Source organism: Streptomyces sp. NPDC046335, from assembly GCF_055587985.1.
The window spans coordinates 429376-448164 of the sequence record NZ_JBVJFF010000005.1; the positions used below are offsets into that span (position 1 = coordinate 429376).

Consider the following 18789-nt stretch of genomic DNA (forward strand, 5'->3'; position numbering starts at 1 on the left):
CGGAAGGGATCATTCCCACCCCGGTCATTAACTCTCCTATAGTGACCAGAACTTGAGCTGACCTTGAGAATCACCCGAGCACGTTCGAGTAAAAGTGTGTCGCTTCCGATCGAGGACCCCGATTGATGACCGCGCCAACCCCCCTAGCGCGCCCCGGGACGAATGGGGCATCTCCTGGCCGAGCGCAGTCGAGAGCGTGGGGACACGCTCCCTTGCGACCGTCCGCCCTCGTCCTCCTGGCCTGCGCCGTGGTCACCGCGGCGCTCACCGGAACCGCCGTCGCGCTGGCCCCCGCCTCCGTGCGCACGCCCCTCGCGTGGGGCGCGGGCGCCGCGGCGCTCGCGCTCAGCGTCGCGGTGGCCGCCGCGTTCCACGGCGCGCGGTCCGCGTCGCTGCTGGGCCGTCAGCTCGCCGCCGCGCGGGCGGACCTGGCACGCTCCATGGACGAACAGGCGCAGCACGCGGCCGACTTCGCCCAGGAGCACGCACATCTCACCGGCCGTCACGCGCGTGAGGTCGCCGCGCTGACCGCGGAACACGTACGGGAGCGCAACGCGCTGACCATGCGTGTCCGTACCGCCGAGTCCGAGCGTGCCGCCGCACTCGCCGCCTCCGCCAACGCGGCGGGCCGCATGCAGGCGCTGGCCACCGGCATGCTCGCCGACCTCCGCGAGATGGAGGGCAGGCACGCCGACGAGGACGTCCTCACCGACCTGCTGCACCTGGACCACAGGACCGCGCAGGCCGGCCGCATCGCCGACTCCGTGGCCGTCCTCACCGGGGCCCGCTCCGGCCGCCGGTGGGCCCGCCCCATCGTCATGGAGTCGATCCTGCGCGGCGCGATGGGCCGTATCGGCGGCTACCAGCGTGTACGTGTCCACTCGGCCAGCGAGGCCGCCGTCGCGGGGCACGCCGCCGAGGGCGTCATGCACGCCCTGGCCGAAATCCTCGACAACGCCGCCAATTTCTCGCCGCCCACCTCTGAGGTGCACGTCTACATCGAGGAGGTCGCGGCCGGCGTCATCGTCTCCGTCGAGGACAGCGGCCTCGTCATGGGCCCGGTGCAGCAGCGCCGCGCCGAGCAGGCCGTGTCCGGCGGTACGAAGGGCTTCGGCGGGCTCTCCGGTACGCGGCTCGGCCTCGCGGTGGTCGGCCGCCTGGCCCGCAAGCACGGCCTGACGGTGTCGTTCCGCCCCTCGGCACGCGGCGGCACGGGTGTACTCCTGCTGATCCCGCAGGAGCTTCTCTCCCACCCCTCACAACCACTTCCGGCGAGTTCTCCGCCCGCGACGGCCCTGCCTGCGGCCAAGGCAACTCCGGCAGCCGAAGCGCCCCAGACGGCCACGCCCCACCCCCCGGCCACCCCGGACTCCGCGGCCCCCACGGACGACGACACCGCCATCCTCACCCCCGTGGACCGCGAGCCCCTCCCGACCCACGACTCCCCGGCCGGCGGCCCCGGCGGCGCTTCCGGCGAGGCCCCGGGTCGGGCTCCCGGCGGCTCCCCCACCAAGGCCCCGGGTGGATCCCCCGGCAGCGCCCCCGGCGGCACCCCCGAAGCCCCCGGCGCCGCTCCCGGCAGCACCCCCGGCGAGACCCCCGGCAGCTCCCCCGGCACCGCCCTCCCCAAGCGCCCCCGCGGCCGTACCCTCGCCGCCGCCGAGCGGGCCCGTACCGGTGGGGACACCGGGGAGAACCCGCGGCCGCGCGCCGTCGATGCCGCTGTCACCGCGGCCCGTTTCAGCAGCTTTCGCCAGGCCGTCCGGGCCACGCCATCGCCCAGTGGCACGGACGCCCCCGCAACCTCCCCGCACCCGGAAGGCGACTCCCCCCGATGACCACCGGCACCACCAATGACGCCAAGCTCACCTGGCTCCTCCAAGGCCTCATCGAGCGCACCCCCGGCGCCCGGCACGCGCTCGTCCTGTCCAGGGACGGCCTGAAGCTGTGCCGCACCCCGGAGCTCTCCGTAGACCAGGCCGACCAGCTCGCCGCCATCGCCGCCGGCATCCAGTCCCTCTCGCACGGCGCGTCGGCCGAGTTCGGGGACGGCAGCGGCGGCGTGCGCTCGGCGATGACGGAGTTCTACGGCGGCATCCTCTTCATCGTCGAGGCGGGCGAGGGCGCCCACCTCGCGGTGATCGCCGCCGAGGACGCCGACCCCGGGCTCGTCGGACACACCATGAGCGAGCTGGTCGAACAGCTCGGCGAGCACCTGCGTGCCGAACCCCGCGCGGACGACGCCCCCAGCGCCACGCCCGCCTCATGAGCCGCCCCGGCCGGGACGACTCCCCCGACCGGCTGTACACCCTCACGCAGGGCCGCAGCCGGTCGGCGCCCGACGCCCCGTTCGACCTGGTGACCCTCGTCGTCGCCGAATCGGCCCCCACGCCCGGCATGCAGTCCGAGCACACCGCGATCCTGCGGATGTGCGAACTGCCCACGGCGGTCGTCGAGATCGCCGCCGAGCTCGGCCTGCCGGTGAGCATCACCCGCATCCTGCTCTCCGACCTGCTCGACGCGGGCCGCATCAGCGCCCGCCACCCGCGGGCGGCAGCCGGTCACCGCCTTCCCGACCCCGACATCCTGGAGCAGGTGCTCGTTGGACTCCGCAATCTCTGAACCGAGCCAAGAACGCGGCGAACGCGTAGAGCTGTCCGCGACCGCCGACAACGGTCTGAAGATCGTCGTCGTGGGCGGCTTCGGCGTCGGCAAGACGACCCTGGTCCGGTCCGTGAGCGAGATCCGTCCCCTCAGCACCGAGGAGACGATGACGCAGGCGGGGCGTGGCATCGACGAGACGGGCGGCCTGGAGGGGCTGCGCGCCAAGACGTCCACGACGGTCGCGTTCGACTTCGGCCGCATCACGCTCGACGCCCGCAACGTCCTCTACCTCTTCGGCGCCCCGGGCCAGGAGCGCTTCTGGTTCCTGTGGGACCGGCTGTTCTCCGGGACGCTCGGCGCCGTCGTCCTCGTGGACCCGCGGCGCATCGAGGACTCCTGGTACGCGATCGACCGCCTGGAGCACCACGGGACGCCGTTCATCGTGGCCCGCAACGACTTCGGCGGCTCCGCGCACACCGCCGAGCAGTTGCGCGAGGCGCTCGACCTCGACCCCGGGGTGCCGCTCATCGACTGTGACGCGCGCTCCCGCGAGTCCAGCAAGACCGTACTCATCACCCTCGTCGAACACCTCAAGACGCTGTACGCGGCCGGGCCGAGCGCCGCCCTGCCGGGCCCGGCAGAGCTGAACCCCGCCCAGGAGACCGCCCAGGAGACCGCCAAGTGACCTGCCCCGTAACCGGCGCCGCGGCCGGCCCCGTCCCGCTCTGGGGCCCGCGGTACGCCACCGAGCCCACCCGTCTGTACCGGGAGATGCGGCGCGACCACGGCCCGGTGGCCCCCGTACTCCTCGACGGCGACGTGCCCGCCTGGCTGGTGCTCGGCTACCGCGAACTGCACCAGGTCACCGGCGACCCCGTCCTGTTCAGCCGCGACTCCGAACTGTGGAACCAGTGGCCGGACATCCCCGCCGACTGGCCGCTGCTCCCGATGATCGGCCACAAGCAGCCGTCGATCCTCTACACCGTCGGCGAGCGGCACACCGAGCGCGCCACGATGATCGCGAACGCCCTGGAGTCGGTCGACCCGTTCGAACTCAAGGCCTACGCCGAGCAGTTCGCCGACGAGCTGATCGACGGCTTCTGCGGCCGGGGCTCGACGGACATCATCGCCGAGTACGCGATGCTGCTGCCGGTACGGGTCCTCACCAAGATCTACGGCTTCTCCGACGAGGAGGGCCCCGCCCTGGTCACCGCGTTGAACGACATGATCGACGGCCGGGAGCGGGCCCTCGCGGGCGCGCGGCACCTGAGTGAGTCGATGGCGCGGCTCATCGCCGACAAGCACGTACGGCCGGGCCAGGACGTCGCCTCGTCCATGCTGGCGGACCCCTCGGGCTTCACCGACAACGAGATCGCGGAGGACCTGATGGTGATGATGGCCGCCGGCCATCAGCCCACCGCGGACTGGATCGGCAACTCGCTGCGGCTGATGCTCACCGACGACCGCTTCGCCGCCTCCCTCTTCGGCGGCCGGCACAGCATCGCCGAGGCCATGAACGAGGTCCTGTGGGAGGACACCCCGACGCAGAACGTCGCGGGCCGCTGGGCCTCGCGCGACACCCACCTCGGCGGCCGCCGCATCAAAGCCGGTGACCTGCTCCTCCTCGGCCTCGCCGCCGCCAACGCCGACCCGCAGGTGCGCACCGACAGCTCCGCGCTGACCGGCGGCAACAGCGCCCACTTCTCCTTCGGCCACGGCGAGCACCGCTGCCCCTTCCCCGCCCAGGAGGTCGCCGAGGTCATCGCGCGCACCGGCATCGAGGTGCTCCTCGACCGGCTGCCCGACCTGGACCTGGCCGTCCCCGCGGCGGACCTGACGCGCCGCCCGTCCGCCTGGCTGCGCGGCCTGACCGAACTGCCGGTGGCCTTCACCCCGACCCTGACTCCGGCCTCAGCCCTGGGAGAGCACAGATGACGCGTATCGTCCTGGACCCGTTCGTCACCGACCTGGACGGCGAGAGCGCCCGGCTGCTCGCCGCGGGCCCGCTCGCCGAGGCGGAGCTGCCGGGCGGCGTGCCGGTGTGGGCGGTGACGCACCACGCGGAGGCCCGCCGGCTCCTCACCGACAAGCGCCTGGTGAAGGACATCAACGTCTGGGGCGCCTGGCGGCGCGGCGAGATACCCGCCGACTGGCCGCTGATCGGCCTCGCCAACCCGGGCCGCTCGATGCTGACGGTGGACGGCGAGGAGCACCGCAGGATGCGCTCGCTCGTCGCGCAGGCGCTGACGCCGCGCCGCGTGGAGCGGCTGCGCGAGCGCATCACGGACCTCACGGACGGCCTCCTCGACCAGGTGGCATCGGCGGCCGTCGACGGCGTGGTCGACCTGAAGGCGGTGTTCGCGTACCCGCTGCCGATGTACGTCGTCAGCGACCTGATGGGCATCGAAGAGGCCGACCACCCGCGGCTGAAGGTCCTCTTCGACAAGTTCTTCTCCACCCAGACGCCGCCGGAGGAGGTCGTGGCCACGCTAGGCGAACTCGCCGAGATGATGGGCAAGGTCGTCGCCGCGCGCCGCGAGCAGCCGGGCGACGACCTGACGAGCGCGCTGATCCAGGCCTCGGAGAACGGCGACCACCTCACCGACGAGGAGATCGTCTCCACCCTCCAGCTGATGGTCGCGGCGGGCCACGAGACGACGATCTCCCTGATCGTCAACGCCGTGGTGAACCTCAGCACCCATCCCGGGCAACTCGCCCTGGTCCGCGAGGGCGAGGCCGGCTGGGACGCGGTGGTGGAGGAGACGCTGCGTTACTCCACGCCGACGTCACACGTCCTGATCCGCTTCGCCGCGGAGGACGTCCCGGTCGGCGACAAGGTGATCCCCGAGGGGGACGCGCTGATCGTCTCCTACGGCGCCATCGGCCGCGACGAGGCGGCCCACGGCCCGACGGCGGCCGCCTTCGACATCACCCGCACCTCCGCCAACCGCCACATCTCCTTCGGCCACGGCCCGCACGTCTGCCCCGGAGCGGCCCTCTCCCGCCTGGAGGCAGGCGTGGCACTCCCCGCCCTGTACGCCCGCTTCCCCGCCCTGACGCTGGCGGTAAAGCCCGAAGCTCTCCGCAACAAGCCGGTGGTGACACAGAACGACCTGTACGAACTGCCGGTGAGGCTCAGCTCCAGCCCCTCCGGCGTTTGAGGAGCGGGGTCCGGGGCGGAGCCCCGAGGCGGGCACACGGCTCAGGGCGCGGATCTCACCCGGCGGACACCAGGCGAACCCCGCGCCCTGAGCCGATAGGCTCACCCCGTGGCTGAGATCCAGATTCCCGCTGACATGAAGCCCGCCGACGGCCGTTTCGGCTCGGGCCCCTCCAAGGTGCGCACGGAGGCGCTGGACGCCCTCGCCGCGACCGGAACCTCCTTGCTCGGTACGTCCCACCGCCAGGCCCCGGTGAAGAACCTGGTCGGCCGCGTGATCGGCGGCGTCAAGGACCTCTTCTCCCTCCCCGAGGGATACGAGGTGGTCCTCGGCAACGGCGGCTCCACCGCGTTCTGGGACGTGGCGACGCACGGCCTCATCGAGAACAAGTCGCAGCACCTGAGCTTCGGCGAGTTCTCGTCGAAGTTCGCGAAGGCGGCCAAGCTGGCGCCGTGGCTGGCCGAGCCGAGCGTGATCACCAGTGACCCGGGGTCGCACCCGGACCCGCGCGCGGAGGCGGGCGTCGACGTCTACGCCCTCACGCAGAACGAGACGTCGACCGGTGTCGCGGCGCCGGTCAAGCGCGTCGCGGGCGCCGACGACGGTGCGCTCGTCCTGGTGGACGCCACGTCGGGTGCGGGCGGCCTGCCGGTCGACATCACCGAGAGCGACGTCTACTACTTCGCCCCGCAGAAGTCCTTCGCCGCGGACGGCGGCCTCTGGCTGGCCGTGTTCTCCCCTGCGGCGATCGAGCGGGCCGAGCGCGTCCACGCGTCGGGCCGGCACGTGCCGGAGTTCTTCTCGCTGCCGACGGCGATCGACAACTCCCGCAAGAACCAGACGTACAACACCCCGGCGCTCGCCACGCTCTTCCTGCTGGCCGAGCAGCTCGACTGGATGAACTCCCAGGGCGGCCTGGAGTTCACGACCGGCCGCACGGCGGCGTCCTCACGGACGCTGTACGGCTGGGCGGACGATTCCAAGTACGCGACGCCCTTCGTCACTGACCCGGCGAAGCGCTCGCAGGTCATCGGCACGATCGACTTCGCGGACGAGGTGGACGCCGCGGCGGTCGCCAAGGTCCTGCGCGCCAACGGCATCGTGGACACCGAGCCGTACCGCAAGCTGGGCCGCAACCAGCTTCGTATCGCGATGTTCCCGGCGATCGACCCGGCGGACATCGAGGCGCTCACGAAGTGCGTCGACCACGTCATCGAGAAGCTCTGACGCTGCGCTGCCGCAGTTCCCCGCGCCCCTGATGGGGCGCGGGGTTCTGCTTTTACCGGCTCAGCGCCTTGAACTTCCGTACCGCGAGCGGCAGGAAGACCAGCGAGATCACCAGCGGCCACACGAACGCCATCAGGACGGCGTTCTGCTCGACCCAGCTCGCGCCTCCGGCGCCCGGGTTGCCGAACAGTTCCCGCGTGGCCGTGCCCGTCGACGAGACGGGGTTCCAGGCGGCGACGGGTGCCAGCCAGTCCGGCATCAGCGAGGGCGCCACGAAGACGCTGGAGATCATGGTGAGCGGGAAGGCGACCGCGTAGAGCCCGCCCGCGGCTTCGGGCGTCGGCACGATGAGGCCGAGGAAGACGCCCACCCAGATGAGGCTGAACCGCAGGAGCAGCAGCAGCGCGAAGGCGAGGGCGGTGTCGAGGAGCCCGGCGCTGGAGCGCCAGCCGATGGCCAGGGCGGTCACGGCGAGGATGCTCAGCTCCGCGCAGGCCACGACGAGGTCGGCGACTCCCCGGCCCGAGGCGACCGCGGAGGGCGCCATGGGCATGGAGCGGAAGCGGTCGATGACGCCCTTGGAGGCGTCGGTGACCACGGCCATGGCGGTGTTCATGAAGCCGAAGGCCATGGTCATCACGAACATGCCGGGCATCAGGAACTGCTTGTAGTCGCCGCCGTCACCGCCTCCCGGCACCTTCATCGCCTCGCCGAAGACGAACCCGTACAGGAGTACGGAGATGATCGGGAAGCCCAGTTGCCAGGCGATGGTGATGGGCTGGCGCAGGAAGTGGGTGAGGTAGCGGCGGGTGACGTTCCAGCTGTCGGCGAAGGCCCAGAAGAGGCGGCCGTGCGGCCGTCCGTGTGACGTGGCGTCCGCGGTGAGTGCGACGCTCATGCCGCGACCTCCTTCTTCTCCGGCTCGGTGGTGGCGTCGGCTGTCTCGGAGGGCTGACCGGTCAGCCGCAGGAACACGTCGTCCAGGCTCGGCCTGCGCAGGCCGATGTCCTCCACGGCGACGCCCTCGTCCTGGAGGGTGCGCGCCACGTCGGTGAGGGCGCGGACCCGGTCGGTGACGGCGGCCTGTACGCGGCGCTCCACGTCGACGACGAGCGGTTCGCCCGCGCAGACCCGGCGGACGGCACGGACGGCCGCCGGCAGGTCCGCCGTCTCGCGCACGACGACGTCGAGGTGGCTGCCGCCGACGGTGTTCTTCAGCCCGTCGGGGGTGTCGTCGGCGATGGCCCGGCCCCGGTCGATGACGGTGACTCGGGAGGCGAGCCGGTCGGCCTCCTCCAGGTACTGGGTGGTCAGCAGCACGGTCGTGCCGCGGGCGACCAGGTCTCGTACGGTGTTCCAGACCTCCTGGCGGCCGCGCGGGTCGAGGCCGGTGGTCGGCTCGTCGAGGAAGAGCACGCCGGGGGCGAGGATCATCGAGGCGGCGAGGTCGAGGCGGCGCCGCATGCCGCCGCTGTACTGACCCGCGCCCTTCTCCGCCGCGTCCACCAGGTGGAACTGTTCGAGGAGTTCCTGGGCGCGCAGCGCGGCCCTGCGGCCGCCCAGGTGGAAGAGGCGGCCGAACATCTCCAGGTTCTGCCGGCCGGTGAGGATCTCGTCGACCGCCGCGTACTGCCCGGTCAGGCCGATGCGTCCGCGCACCAGGGCGGGTTCACGCACGACGTCGGCGCCGGCCACCTCGGCGTGGCCGCCGTCGAGCCGGACGAGGGTGGAGAGTATCCGCACGGCGGTGGTCTTGCCCGCGCCGTTGGGTCCGAGAAGTCCGTGCACCGTGCCCTGCTCGACGCGCAGGTCGAAGCCGTCCAGCGCGTACTTGTCGCCGTACCGCTTCCGCAGCCCTTCGGCCCGTACCGCGAAGCCTTCGCTGTTCATCGCCCACCCTCCAGAAAACCCGACGGACACTTACCTGAGTACACCGTACCCAATTTTGCGAGTACACCGTACCCAATTACGGGGACGGCGATTAGGGTGAGGGTCATGACGAGCACAGACGGCGGCGACGTCCAGCGCACCGGCAGCGACATCGCCCGGAGCCTTGAACTGCTGTGGGGCGGCGGCGAGCGCCCCACACGCGGGCCGAAGCCGGCGCTCACGCTGGACCGGATCGTCACCGAGGCGGTGCGCCTCGCCGACGCCGAGGGCCTCGCGGCGGTCTCCATGCGCCGCCTCTCCACGGAGCTCGGCACCGGCACGATGTCCCTGTACCGCTACGTCCCCGGCAAGGGCGACCTGTTCGACCTGATGCTGGACCGGGTGTACGCCCCGCCGGAGGAGGAAGAGCCCTGGTCGGGCGGCTGGCGCGAGGGCATCGAGGGGTACGCCCGCGAGACTCTCGTCACCTACCGCCGCCACCCATGGCTGCTCCACGTCAACCAGGCCCGCCCGGTGCTCGGCCCCGGCGCGGTCAGCGGCCTGGACAGGACCCTCGGCCGCATCAGGCCGATGGGCCTGACCGACCCCGAACTGATCGGCGTCATCGTCGCGGTCGAGGGGTACGTCACCGGGGTCGCCCGCACCCAGGCGCACGAGGTGGAGGCCGTGAAGAAGAGCGGCCTGAGCGACCAGGCGTTCTGGGAGGCGCAGCAGCCGACACTCGAACGGATCATGATGAGCGGCAAGTACCCGACGCTCGCGAGCCTCTCCGAGGACTCGTTCGGCTCGGACTTCGACCACTTCGAGTTCGGGCTCCAGCGGCTGCTCGACGGTCTGGACGTACTGGTGGCCAGGCGCGAGGCGGAGACCGGGGCCTGACCCCGGCCCTACTTCCCCCTCGTGCCCCTCGCGCCGCGCCGCGAGAGCCGCTTCAGGCCGAGGAAGGCGAGCAGCACGGCGCCGAAGACGACGGCCCCGGTCTTGACCCCGCCGCCCATGCCGCCGCCGTCACCCCCCGAGGCCGAACCTCCGCCCCGCCCGGAGGAGTCGGAGCCGCCGCTCTTCCCCTTGACCTCCACGGGGGTGACCGCGCTCTGCGCGCCCTCGGTGCCGTACATCAGGGTCGTGCCGTCCGGGGTGTACGTGACGGACTCGCCCTGCCGCTGGAGCGGCACGCTCAGCCGCCCCTCCCGCTCGGGCTTCGCGCCGGCCCCCTTCCAGGTGTACGAGACGCCGCCGAAGTAGCCGCGCAGGGCGAGCTGCTTCCCGTCGGGGGAGAAGGCGCCGTCGGTGACCCAGAGGTCGGTGTCGGCGATCCGCTTGAAGACGTTGGTGCCGGAGGAGGACATGCGGGCGGGTCCTTCGTAGAGGCCGCCGCCCTCCTCGTTCTTGTCGGCGATGTAGATGCGCCCGGTCTTGGGGTGCACCATCAGCGCCTCCGCGTCCCGGGCCCCGTCGGCGTACTTCACGACGTACTGCGTGGCGCGGACAGTCTGGTCCCTGAGCTCCTTGGGCTCGGGCAGCTTGTAGACCCACACGTTCGACCACTTGCCGCCGAGGTTGTCGCCGATGTCGCCGACGTACAGGTTGCCGTCACCGCCCACGGAGATGGCCTCCACGTCACGCGGTGCGCCGACCCCGGTCATGGTGACGGTGGCGACGGTCTTCCCGGTCTTCGAGTCGACGGCGTACAGGTAGGCGCCCTTGTCCTGGTCGTTGTGCGTCCAGTAGACGCCGGGGTGGGCGCGGGACGCGGCCAGGCCGCTGGACTCGACGATCCTGGGGTCCTTGACGGTGAACCCGTCGTGCCCGTCGTCGGCGACGGCGGGCACGGCCACGGCGATGGACAGCACGGCAGCGGCGAGAACAGACGGAACCGGAACAGCCCGAAGCGAACGCATGGCCCCAAGCGTGCCATCCGCCCGTCGGCGGGGTGCTCCGGCGGGGCGTGCTCAGCCTCACATCGCAGCCGCACGCCCCGATCGGCCATGATGAGCGGATGCTCAGGTTCATGTTCGTCGGCGACTCGATGACCATCGGAAGCGCCGGTGAACACACCTGGCGCCGCCGGATGTGGCAGCACCTACGGGCCACGCTCGGCGAAGACGGTTTCGCGGTCGTCGGCCCGCGCACCGCCCTGTACGACAAGACGGCGGGCGAGCCTTCGTCGTACGACTACGCCGATCCCGACCCGGACTTCCCCCGCAACCACCTGGCGGGCTGGGGCGAGGGCTGGCTGCACATGGCGCCCCTGATCCCGGGCGCACTCACCGACGACCCGGCGGACGTCCTCCTCGTCTCCCTCGGCCTGATCGACCTGGGCTTCTACACGGACGCGGACCAGACCACGGAGAACGTACGTGCCTTCGTCGCGGGCGCGCGGTCGGTGAACCCCCGTATCCGGATGGTCCTGCTCCCCGTGATCCCCAACATCCGTGCGGAGTCGGACGCGCCCTTCGCGGCCGAGGTGGCCCGCTTCAACGAGCTCCTCGCGAAGACGGTCGCGGACCTGGACACGGCGGCCTCACCGCTGCTCCTGGCCTCACCTCCGTACGGGTACGACATCCACGCCGACACGTACGACGGCACGCACCCGAACGCGAGCGGCGAGCACAAGCTGGCCGGTGCCTTCGCGGAGGCGTTGGCGCAGGGCTGGGGAGTCGGCGGCGGTGACGCCACGGTCGGGGATTGCAGGAAAGTGTCACAGCCTCTTGTCTTGACCTAGGGCTTTTCGGCGCCGAGGTGGGAGTTTCCTGCAATGGGCCCCTGTCGGCGCGTCGTCCGCTCCACTGCCTCGTGGAGCGACTTCGCCTCCACGAACGGCTTTTCGGCCGTCGGCAGCGAGCGCCAGTCCAGCGGCCAGGTCCAGCCGTCGAGCGCGGGTACGCCGACGTAGGCGAAGCCCGCCGAGGTCCGCCCCAGGGGGCGCGCTCCGGCCGGCCAGCCGTACGACTTGGCCGTCCCCGGCGGGAGCAGGAAGTAGAAGTAGCGCGCGCCGGTCCCTTCGCGGATGACGGGCCCCACGTGGAACTCCGTGAGCCGCGTCAGGTCGTACAAGATCCGCTCGCCGGGCGGTCCTTCGACGCGTACGGCGTCGAAGTGGATCCCGGCGTGGCGCAGCGCGTGCCCCGTCGCCGGAATCCAGTCGTGCACCCTGAGCGGTGAGGTTTCCCAGTTCATGCGCCACATGCTTACGGCCGGTCACATACTGTGACCAGTGCCTCGCGGGAGCGGTGCGGGGCTGTGCACTTGGGGAGGTCGTTGTGCACCAGGGCGAGCGGGGCTCGGAGACGTTCGGCGCGCTGTTGCGGTTCTACCGCGAGCGGGCCGGGATCACGCAGGAGGCGCTGGGCACGCATGTCCAGTACTCCAAGTCGCAGGTGGCGATGGTGGAACGGGGCGAGCGGGCACCCCGGGGCAGGTTGGTCGAGCTGGCGGACCAGTTCCTCGGCGCACAGGGTGCACTGACGCTGCTCGCGGAGAAGGAGTTCGGCGAGAGCAGGCTGCGGCCCTGGACCGAGGATTACTTGGCCGAGGAGCAGAAGGCTGCTTCACTCCTCTCGTACCAGAACCATGTGCTCCCCGGCTTGCTCCAGACCGAGGCGTACGCGAAGGCAGTCTTTGAATGCAACTACTGCCCCGCGCTGGACGACGAGGAGATCGCGAAGCGGGTGGCGATCCGCATCGAGCGCCAGCGAATCTTTCAGCGCAAGCCCCCGGCCATCCTCGGTTTCATCGTGGAGCAGAGCGTTTTGGCCAGGCCCCTCGGCGGGGCCGCCGTCCTCAAGGAGCAACTGCTGCACATGCTTAACATCAGCCAGCTCCGTGACGTTCAGCTCCAGGTCATGCCCAACAACAGGCAGACCCACGCAGGCCTTATGGGAGCCATGATTCTCCTGGAAACTGCGGAGCGTCGTCAGCTCGCATACATCGAGGGGCACAAGGGCGGTTACTTCGTAAGCGAGCAACCCGACCTGGGCAACCTCGTCGGCAAGTACGGCATTCTGCGCGCGCATGCGCTGTCCCCCGAGGACTCCTCGGCACTGATCGAAGAGGCGGCACGAAATCTATGAACACGGACCTCTGCTGGTTCAAGAGCAGTTACAGCGGCGAGGAAGGTGAATGCCTAGAGGTAGCCCTCGCCTGGACGAAGTCCAGTCACAGCACCGACGAAGGCGAATGCGTCGAGGTAGCTCTGCCCTGGACGAAGTCCAGTCACAGCGGCGAGGAAGGTGAATGCGTCGAGGTGGCGCACACCCCCGCCGCCATTCACGTCCGCGACTCCAAGAACCCCGGGGGCCCCGCCCTCCGCGTCGCCCCCCACGCCTGGGCCGACTTCCTGGCCAAGGCCACCACCACGTACGTCCCCTGACCAGGAACCGTCACGCCGGTCGCGTGAGCCGGTTCGCGAGGGTGGACATCGTGTACGTACCGATTCCGAGGACGACTTCGAGGGCGTTGCGCTCGCTGTAGCCATGGGCGAGGAACGCCTTGAGGTCACCGTCATCGACGCCGCCCGCCGTCGCGAGGACGGCCAGCGTGAACTGCCGCACCGCTTCGAGACGTTCGTCGGGGACGGGCCGCTGTTCGCGCAGGGCGGTGACGACCTCCGGGTCGGCGCGAAGCTGACGGAGCTTGCCGGTGTGCAGGGCCACGCAGATGTGGCAGTCGTTGCGTACGGCGACGGTCATGACGACCGTCTCGCGGGCCACCGGCTCAAGCGTGGTGCGCTCGAAGGCGGCGCTCATGTCCAGGAAGCCGTTGAGCAGTTCCGGTGACTCGGCGAGGCGGGCGACGGCGTCCGGGAGCTGCCCGAAGGCCTTGGTCACCCGCTCCATGGCGGGACGGGACGCGGCGGGCGCGGTCTCGACGGTGTGGGTGGTGAACATGCGGTGGTGACCCCCTAGGATCGACAACATGGTTGACGGTACGGAGAAGGTAAACCAGGTTGACGATTCGGGCAAGGGAACGGCCCCCGAGGCGATGACGGACGCCCCGGCGGCGGACGCGCCGGGATATGAGCTGCCCCTGCTCCTCTTCGCCGGGTTCCGCACGCTGATCGACCGCCTGCACGCGGAACTCGCCCGGCAGGGACACCCCGACGCCCGCCCGGCCCACGGCTTCGCGATGCAGGCCATTGGGGTCCGGGGCGCCACCGCCAGCGAGATCGGGAGACGCCTCGGCGTCAGCAAGCAGGCGGCGGGCAAGACCGTCGACCGCCTCATCGCCCTCGGCTACGCCCACCGCACCGACGACCCCGCCGACGCCCGCCGCAAGCTGGTCCGCCTCACCCCGCACGGCCTCGACGCGCTGCGCCGCTCGGCGGCGGTCTTCGATGAACTGCGGGCGGAGTGGGCGGCGTCCCTGGGCCCGGACCGCCTCCGGGACCTGGAGTCCGCCCTGCGCACGGTCGTACCGCCGGACGCGTTCCGCCTCGACGCGGCGGGCTGGCTGGGCGGGCCGTGACGTCGTCGCCGTGCGTATCGTTGTACCGCGCGGCCGCGCTCGACCGGGGGCGGCCGGGGAGGAGCGCCGCAGTGACTGTTCTGGACGGCGGGACAGAGATGACCGACGCCGAGAACGAGCGGACTCTGGACGCGATGTTCGCGGCGCTTGAGCGAGAGCCCTTCGTCGAGGGATACAAGATCGACGTCGTCGGTGGAGCCGTCCACATGACACCGCAGCGGGACAATCACTGGGACATCACCTGGGGTCTTCTGAGGCAGCTCCGGCCCAAGTACGACCATCGCACCCTGTTGTCCGACGTGCGCGTCGACTACCCCGGCGAGCTCAACGCCTTCTGCAGCGACGTGGCGCTGGTCGCCGAAGGGGCCGAGCCTACGAAGCAGGGCGGCTTCCTGTGCAAGGACATCGAGTTCGTCGCTGAAGTGATCTCCAGGGGTACCGGCGAGAACGACTACGGGCCCAAGAGGACCGGTTACGCGACGGCCGAGGTCGCCGTCTACCTCGTCGTCGACCCGTACCAGGGCAAGTGCCACCTCTACACCCGGCCCAAGCTGGGCGACTATCGCGTCGAGACGGAGGTGGACTTCGGCGAGAAGATCGACCTGACCCACACCTTCCTGGGCCTCACCATCGACACCTCGGGCTTCGCCCGCGACTGATCCCCGCCTGCGGCCCGCCCCCTTGCCTGGAGCCCACTCCAAGGCGTTGGCTGGGATGTCATGAAGTACACGCAGCTGGGACGCACGGGGCTCAAGGTCAGCCGGCTCACGCTCGGGACCATGAACTTCGGGCCGTTCACCAATGAACCCGACAGTCACTCGCTCATGGACGCCGCGCTCGACGCGGGCGTCAACTACTTCGACACCGCCAACGTGTACGGGCAGGGCGCCGGCAAGGGCCGCACCGAGGAGATCATCGGCACCTGGTTCGCACAGGGAGGCGAGCGGCGCGACAAGGTCGTGCTCGCCACCAAGGTGTACGGGAACATGACCCGCCAGGGCGAAGAGGCCTGGCCCAACCACGACCGGCTCTCCGCGCTGAACATCCGCCGCTCCGTCGAGGCGAGCCTGCGCCGCCTCCGGACCGACTACATCGACATCTACCAGTTCCACCACATCGACCGGAACACACCGTTCGAGGAGATCTGGCAGGCCGTCGACGTCCTCGTACAGCAGGGGAAAATTCTTTACGCGGGCTCCAGCAACTTCCCCGGCTACAAGATCGCCCAGGCCAACGAGACGGCCGCCCGGCGCGGCAGCTTCGGCCTGGTCAGCGAGCAGTGCCTGTACAACCTCGCCGCGCGCAGGGCCGAGGAGGAGGTCATCCCGGCCTCGCGGGAGTACGGGCTCGGCGTCATCCCCTGGTCGCCGCTGCACGGCGGCCTGCTCGGCGGCGTCCTGAAGAAGGAGAGCTCCGAGGGGACCCGCCGCGCCGGTGGCCGCGCCGCCGCCGAGCTGGCCAAGCCGGAGGTCCGCGCGCAGGTCCAGGCGTACGAGGACCTGCTCGACAAGCACGGCCTCGAACCCGGTGAGGTCGCTCTCGCCTGGCTGCTCACGCGGCCCGGCGTCACCGGACCGATCGTCGGCCCGCGCACGGCAGAACAGCTCGCCTCAGCGCTGCGCGCCGTCGAGCTCGACCTGCCGCGGGACCTGCTCGACTCACTGGACGAGATCTTCCCGGGTCCCGGCCCGTCGCCGGAGTCCTTCGCCTGGTAGCACGCACCGCAGCACACGGGGCGTACGAGGCGGTCGCGAGCCGGGCGCTAGCCGCCGGCCGCGGCCGCCACCGCCACCACGAGGAACATCAGCACGAGCACACCGGCCATGATCCGGTTTCTGGTCTTGGGGTCCACACCGTTGAGGTTAACCGGCCGCGCCCGGCTCCCCGGACCCGCCTCCCCGCGCGGCGCCCCCGCCCCCCAGCGGCCAGCGCCCCAGCGCCTCGTACCGGGGCCGCTCCCCCGGCACCCCGCTCCTCGGCAGCTCACTGCGGACGAGGGTCAGCTCCCGTACGGTCCAGGGGGCGCCCCGGAAGGCGTCGAGCGCGTCGGCGAACGGGCGAAGATCCGTCCCGCCACGGCCGCGCGCCAGCGTCAGGTGCGGACGGTAGGGCCGGTGCTCCTCCACGGCGAGGCCCGCCTTGCGCGCCGCCGCCTCCGTGCGCCGGGCGAGGAGCCGCAGCTCGGCGACGCCCCCGGCCGTGCCCACCCACAGCGCACGGTCCCCGAAGTGGCCGCCGCCGCGCAGGGCCAGGGAGAAGGGCGGCGTGCGGTGCGCGGCCCGCTCAAGGCGGGCGGTGAGGGCGGGGACGGTCTCCTCGTCCACCTCGGCCAGGAACGTCAGCGTGAAGTGCCAGCTCTCGCGGGCCGTCCACCGCAGCTCACCGGAGCCCGGCAGGTCACGCGACGCGGCGGCGGCGGAAGCCAGTTCGGCGGTCACGTCGTCCGGCGGGACGACCGCGGCGAAGAGTCTCATGCCGGGAATTCTCCCTGGACCCGGGCCTCGCGGGCTGCCTAGCCTCCCCCTATGACTGATGTGAAGATCAGGCCCGGCGGCACCGACGACGTCCCCGCCGTGCTCGGCCTCTTCGACCGGGCCGTGGAGTGGCTCGTCGCGCGGGGGCGGACCGGGCAGTGGGGCACGAAGCCCTGGTCGGAGAACCCGAAGGCGGTGGCGCTCGTCGAGCGGTATCTGACGTCGGGCGAGCCGTGGGTCGCGGAGATCGGCGGCGTCGTGGCGGGCACCGTCACGCTCACCGACGGGCCGGGCCCGGGCATCCCCGAGGCCGGAGAGCCGGAGCGGTACGTCCACCTGCTCGCCGCCGACCACCGCTTCGCGGGCCGCGGCGTCGGCCGGGCCCTGCTCGCGCACGCCGCCGAGGAGACCCGGCGCCAGGGCATCTCGCTGCTGCGGGTCGACTGCTACGCGGGCGACGACGGCAAGCTCGTCGCGTACTACGAGAGCAACGGCTTCACCGCCACCGAGGCCTTCAAGGGCCCCGACGGCAGCTGGCCCGGCCAGATCCTGGAGAAGCGGGTCTGACCGGGACGGACGGACACGGGCTCTCACGCCGCGGCCGCCAGCTCCCTCTCCCTCGGCACGAACTGAAGGTGCTGCCGGCCGCGGCGCAGGTCCACCTTGAGGCGGAGGTTGGCGGCGCGCGCCAGCATCAGGCCCACGCCGACCGCGGCGAGCGCGCAGACGATGCCGCCGGCGGCCATGCTGATCCGGACGCCGTAGGCGTCGGCGAGCCAGCCGAAGAGCGGTCCGCCGAGCGGCGTGCCGCCGGTGAAGACCATCATGAACAGCGACATCACACGGCCCCGCATCTCGGGGTCGGTGGCCATCTGGACCGAGGAGTTCGCGGTGACGTTCACCGTCAGGCCCAGGATGCCGATCGGGACGATCAACGCCACGAACATCCACAGCTCGGGCGCGAACGCGGCCACGATCTGGAGCACGCCGAAGGCGACGGCCGCCCCGGCGAGCAGCCGCAGGCGCGAGGTGCCGCGCCGGGCCGCGAGCAGCGCACCGGCGAGGGAGCCGATGGCCATCAGGGTGTTGAACAACCCGTACATCCCCACGCCGCCGTGGAAGATGTCGTCCGCGAAGGCGCTCAGCCAGATCGGGAAGTTGAAGCCGAAGGTGCCGATGAAGCCGACGAGGACGATCGGCCAGATCAGCTCGGGGTGCTTGGATACGTAGTTCAGGCCGTCCCGCAGCTGCCCCTTGCCGCGCGGTGCGCGCGGGGTGGGGTGGAGCTCGGCGGTCCGCATGAGGAGCAGGCCGGTGAGCGGCGCGAGGAACGACAGGCCGTTGGCGAGGAAGGCCCAGCCGGGTCCGACGGCCGCGGTCAGGGCGCTCGCCACGGCGGGGCCGACGAGGCGCGCCGACTGGAAGTTCGCCGAGTTCAGCGAGACGGCGTTGCGGACCTGGTCCGGGCCCACCATCTCGGACACGAAGGACTGCCGCGTCGGGTTGTCGACGACGGTGACGAGGCCGGTGAAGAAGGCCGCGACGTAGACGTGCCAGACCTCGACGTTGCCGGTGAGGGTGAGCGCGGCGAGGAAGAGGCCGCTGATGCTCATCGCGCCCTGGGTGCAGAAGAGCAGGTTCCGCTTGGCGAAGCGGTCGGCGATGACACCGCCGTAGAGGCCGAAGAGGAGCATCGGCAGGAACTGCATGGCCGTGGTGATACCGACGGCCGCGGAGGAGCCTGTGAGGCTCAGGACCAGCCAGTCCTGGGTGATGCGGGCCATCCACGTACCGGTGTTGGAGACGACGGCACCGGAGGCGAAGAGGCGGTAGTTGCGGATCTTCAGCGAGCTGAACATCGAGGACTTGCGTGGGCGGACGGGTTTGTCGGGGACGGTCGGTGCGGGGGCGGAGTCTGCTCCGGATCCCGTACTCAAAGTAGGTTCGCCTCCTTGGCGTACGAAAGG

Annotated in this window: 22 protein-coding genes; 15 read left to right on the forward strand and 7 right to left on the reverse strand. The window is 71.2% G+C overall.

Annotated elements, in window-relative coordinates:
• Positions 1–125 precede the first annotated feature (125 nt).
• From ACZ6JY_RS14355 to serC, 7 genes are all read left to right on the forward strand, one after another.
• The gene (locus tag ACZ6JY_RS14355) at positions 126–1838 is read left to right on the forward strand and encodes a sensor histidine kinase (RefSeq protein ID WP_469195741.1); all 1713 of its coding nucleotides are present in this window, start codon (positions 126–128) and stop codon (positions 1836–1838) included.
• Positions 1835–2269 carry a roadblock/LC7 domain-containing protein gene (locus ACZ6JY_RS14360; protein WP_469195743.1) on the forward strand — a complete coding sequence of 145 codons (435 nt, stop codon included), beginning with the start codon at positions 1835–1837 and terminating at the stop codon, positions 2267–2269. The genes ACZ6JY_RS14355 and ACZ6JY_RS14360 overlap by 4 nt, the downstream gene beginning before the upstream one ends.
• Complete coding sequence (locus ACZ6JY_RS14365) at positions 2266–2622, forward strand: DUF742 domain-containing protein (RefSeq protein WP_469195745.1); 357 nt, start codon at positions 2266–2268, stop codon at positions 2620–2622. The genes ACZ6JY_RS14360 and ACZ6JY_RS14365 overlap by 4 nt, the downstream gene beginning before the upstream one ends.
• Entirely contained in the window at positions 2603–3289 is a 687-nt protein-coding gene (locus ACZ6JY_RS14370; protein ID WP_469195747.1) for a GTP-binding protein, read from the forward strand. Before ACZ6JY_RS14365 ends, ACZ6JY_RS14370 begins: the two co-directional genes overlap by 20 nt.
• On the forward strand, positions 3286–4539 hold the full coding sequence (locus ACZ6JY_RS14375) for a cytochrome P450 (RefSeq protein WP_469195749.1): 1254 nt from the start codon (positions 3286–3288) through the stop codon (positions 4537–4539). The genes ACZ6JY_RS14370 and ACZ6JY_RS14375 overlap by 4 nt, the downstream gene beginning before the upstream one ends.
• A complete protein-coding gene (locus tag ACZ6JY_RS14380) occupies positions 4536–5765 on the forward strand; it encodes a cytochrome P450 family protein (protein ID WP_469195751.1) in 1230 nt (409 codons plus the stop codon). Before ACZ6JY_RS14375 ends, ACZ6JY_RS14380 begins: the two co-directional genes overlap by 4 nt.
• A gap of 108 nt (positions 5766–5873) precedes the next feature.
• Positions 5874–6992 carry a phosphoserine transaminase gene (gene serC / locus ACZ6JY_RS14385; RefSeq protein WP_469195753.1) on the forward strand — a complete coding sequence of 373 codons (1119 nt, stop codon included), beginning with the start codon at positions 5874–5876 and terminating at the stop codon, positions 6990–6992.
• A 52-nt stretch (positions 6993–7044) separates the two neighbouring features.
• Here serC and ACZ6JY_RS14390 read toward each other — a convergent pair whose 3' ends face one another.
• Entirely contained in the window at positions 7045–7890 is an 846-nt protein-coding gene (locus ACZ6JY_RS14390; RefSeq protein WP_469195755.1) for an ABC transporter permease, read from the reverse strand.
• Complete coding sequence (locus ACZ6JY_RS14395; protein WP_469195756.1) at positions 7887–8882, reverse strand: ATP-binding cassette domain-containing protein; 996 nt, start codon at positions 8880–8882, stop codon at positions 7887–7889. The genes ACZ6JY_RS14390 and ACZ6JY_RS14395 overlap by 4 nt, the downstream gene beginning before the upstream one ends.
• 105 nt (positions 8883–8987) lie before the next feature.
• On the opposite strand from ACZ6JY_RS14395, the gene ACZ6JY_RS14400 reads away from it, so the two are divergent.
• A complete protein-coding gene (locus ACZ6JY_RS14400; RefSeq protein WP_469195758.1) occupies positions 8988–9761 on the forward strand; it encodes a TetR/AcrR family transcriptional regulator in 774 nt (257 codons plus the stop codon).
• Positions 9762–9769: 8 nt separating this feature from the next.
• On the opposite strand, the gene ACZ6JY_RS14405 is transcribed toward ACZ6JY_RS14400, so the two are convergent.
• Positions 9770–10783 (reverse strand): TolB-like translocation protein, encoded by a 1014-nt coding sequence (locus ACZ6JY_RS14405; RefSeq protein WP_469195760.1) that lies wholly within the window; start codon positions 10781–10783, stop codon positions 9770–9772.
• A 98-nt stretch (positions 10784–10881) separates the two neighbouring features.
• Between ACZ6JY_RS14405 and ACZ6JY_RS14410 the strand changes: the two genes are divergently transcribed.
• A complete protein-coding gene (locus ACZ6JY_RS14410) occupies positions 10882–11607 on the forward strand; it encodes an SGNH/GDSL hydrolase family protein (protein ID WP_469195762.1) in 726 nt (241 codons plus the stop codon).
• Here ACZ6JY_RS14410 and ACZ6JY_RS14415 read toward each other — a convergent pair.
• On the reverse strand, positions 11604–12062 hold the full coding sequence (locus tag ACZ6JY_RS14415; protein ID WP_469195763.1) for a hypothetical protein: 459 nt from the start codon (positions 12060–12062) through the stop codon (positions 11604–11606). The genes ACZ6JY_RS14410 and ACZ6JY_RS14415 overlap by 4 nt on opposite strands.
• Positions 12063–12145: 83 nt before the next feature.
• Here ACZ6JY_RS14415 and ACZ6JY_RS14420 point away from each other — a divergent pair, with 83 nt between their 5' ends.
• Entirely contained in the window at positions 12146–12955 is an 810-nt protein-coding gene (locus tag ACZ6JY_RS14420; protein WP_469195765.1) for a helix-turn-helix domain-containing protein, read from the forward strand.
• Positions 12952–13254: a DUF397 domain-containing protein gene (locus tag ACZ6JY_RS14425; RefSeq protein WP_469195767.1), complete on the forward strand. Its 303-nt coding sequence runs from the start codon at positions 12952–12954 to the stop codon at positions 13252–13254. The genes ACZ6JY_RS14420 and ACZ6JY_RS14425 overlap by 4 nt, the downstream gene beginning before the upstream one ends.
• Before the next feature lie 10 nt (positions 13255–13264).
• Here ACZ6JY_RS14425 and ACZ6JY_RS14430 read toward each other — a convergent pair whose 3' ends face one another.
• Complete coding sequence (locus ACZ6JY_RS14430) at positions 13265–13771, reverse strand: carboxymuconolactone decarboxylase family protein (protein ID WP_469195769.1); 507 nt, start codon at positions 13769–13771, stop codon at positions 13265–13267.
• A 28-nt stretch (positions 13772–13799) separates the two neighbouring features.
• Between ACZ6JY_RS14430 and ACZ6JY_RS14435 the strand changes: the two genes are divergently transcribed.
• The 3 genes from ACZ6JY_RS14435 to ACZ6JY_RS14445 all read left to right on the forward strand — a co-directional run bounded on the left by ACZ6JY_RS14435 (position 13800) and on the right by ACZ6JY_RS14445 (position 16063).
• Positions 13800–14348 (forward strand): MarR family winged helix-turn-helix transcriptional regulator, encoded by a 549-nt coding sequence (locus ACZ6JY_RS14435; RefSeq protein WP_469195771.1) that lies wholly within the window; start codon positions 13800–13802, stop codon positions 14346–14348.
• 71 nt (positions 14349–14419) lie between these two features.
• Positions 14420–15007 (forward strand): Uma2 family endonuclease, encoded by a 588-nt coding sequence (locus ACZ6JY_RS14440; RefSeq protein ID WP_469195772.1) that lies wholly within the window; start codon positions 14420–14422, stop codon positions 15005–15007.
• Between the two features lie 60 nt (positions 15008–15067).
• Positions 15068–16063, forward strand: coding sequence for an aldo/keto reductase (locus ACZ6JY_RS14445; RefSeq protein WP_469195774.1), 996 nt, complete (start codon positions 15068–15070; stop codon positions 16061–16063).
• Positions 16064–16210: 147 nt separating this feature from the next.
• Here ACZ6JY_RS14445 and thpR read toward each other — a convergent pair whose 3' ends face one another.
• Entirely contained in the window at positions 16211–16822 is a 612-nt protein-coding gene (gene thpR, locus ACZ6JY_RS14450; RefSeq protein ID WP_469195776.1) for an RNA 2',3'-cyclic phosphodiesterase, read from the reverse strand.
• Between the two features lie 51 nt (positions 16823–16873).
• Between thpR and ACZ6JY_RS14455 the strand changes: the two genes are divergently transcribed.
• The gene (locus ACZ6JY_RS14455) at positions 16874–17389 is read left to right on the forward strand and encodes a GNAT family N-acetyltransferase (protein ID WP_469195778.1); all 516 of its coding nucleotides are present in this window, start codon (positions 16874–16876) and stop codon (positions 17387–17389) included.
• A 23-nt stretch (positions 17390–17412) separates the two neighbouring features.
• Here ACZ6JY_RS14455 and ACZ6JY_RS14460 read toward each other — a convergent pair whose 3' ends face one another.
• Positions 17413–18759 carry an MFS transporter gene (locus ACZ6JY_RS14460; protein WP_469195780.1) on the reverse strand — a complete coding sequence of 449 codons (1347 nt, stop codon included), beginning with the start codon at positions 18757–18759 and terminating at the stop codon, positions 17413–17415.
• Positions 18760–18789 lie beyond the last annotated feature (30 nt).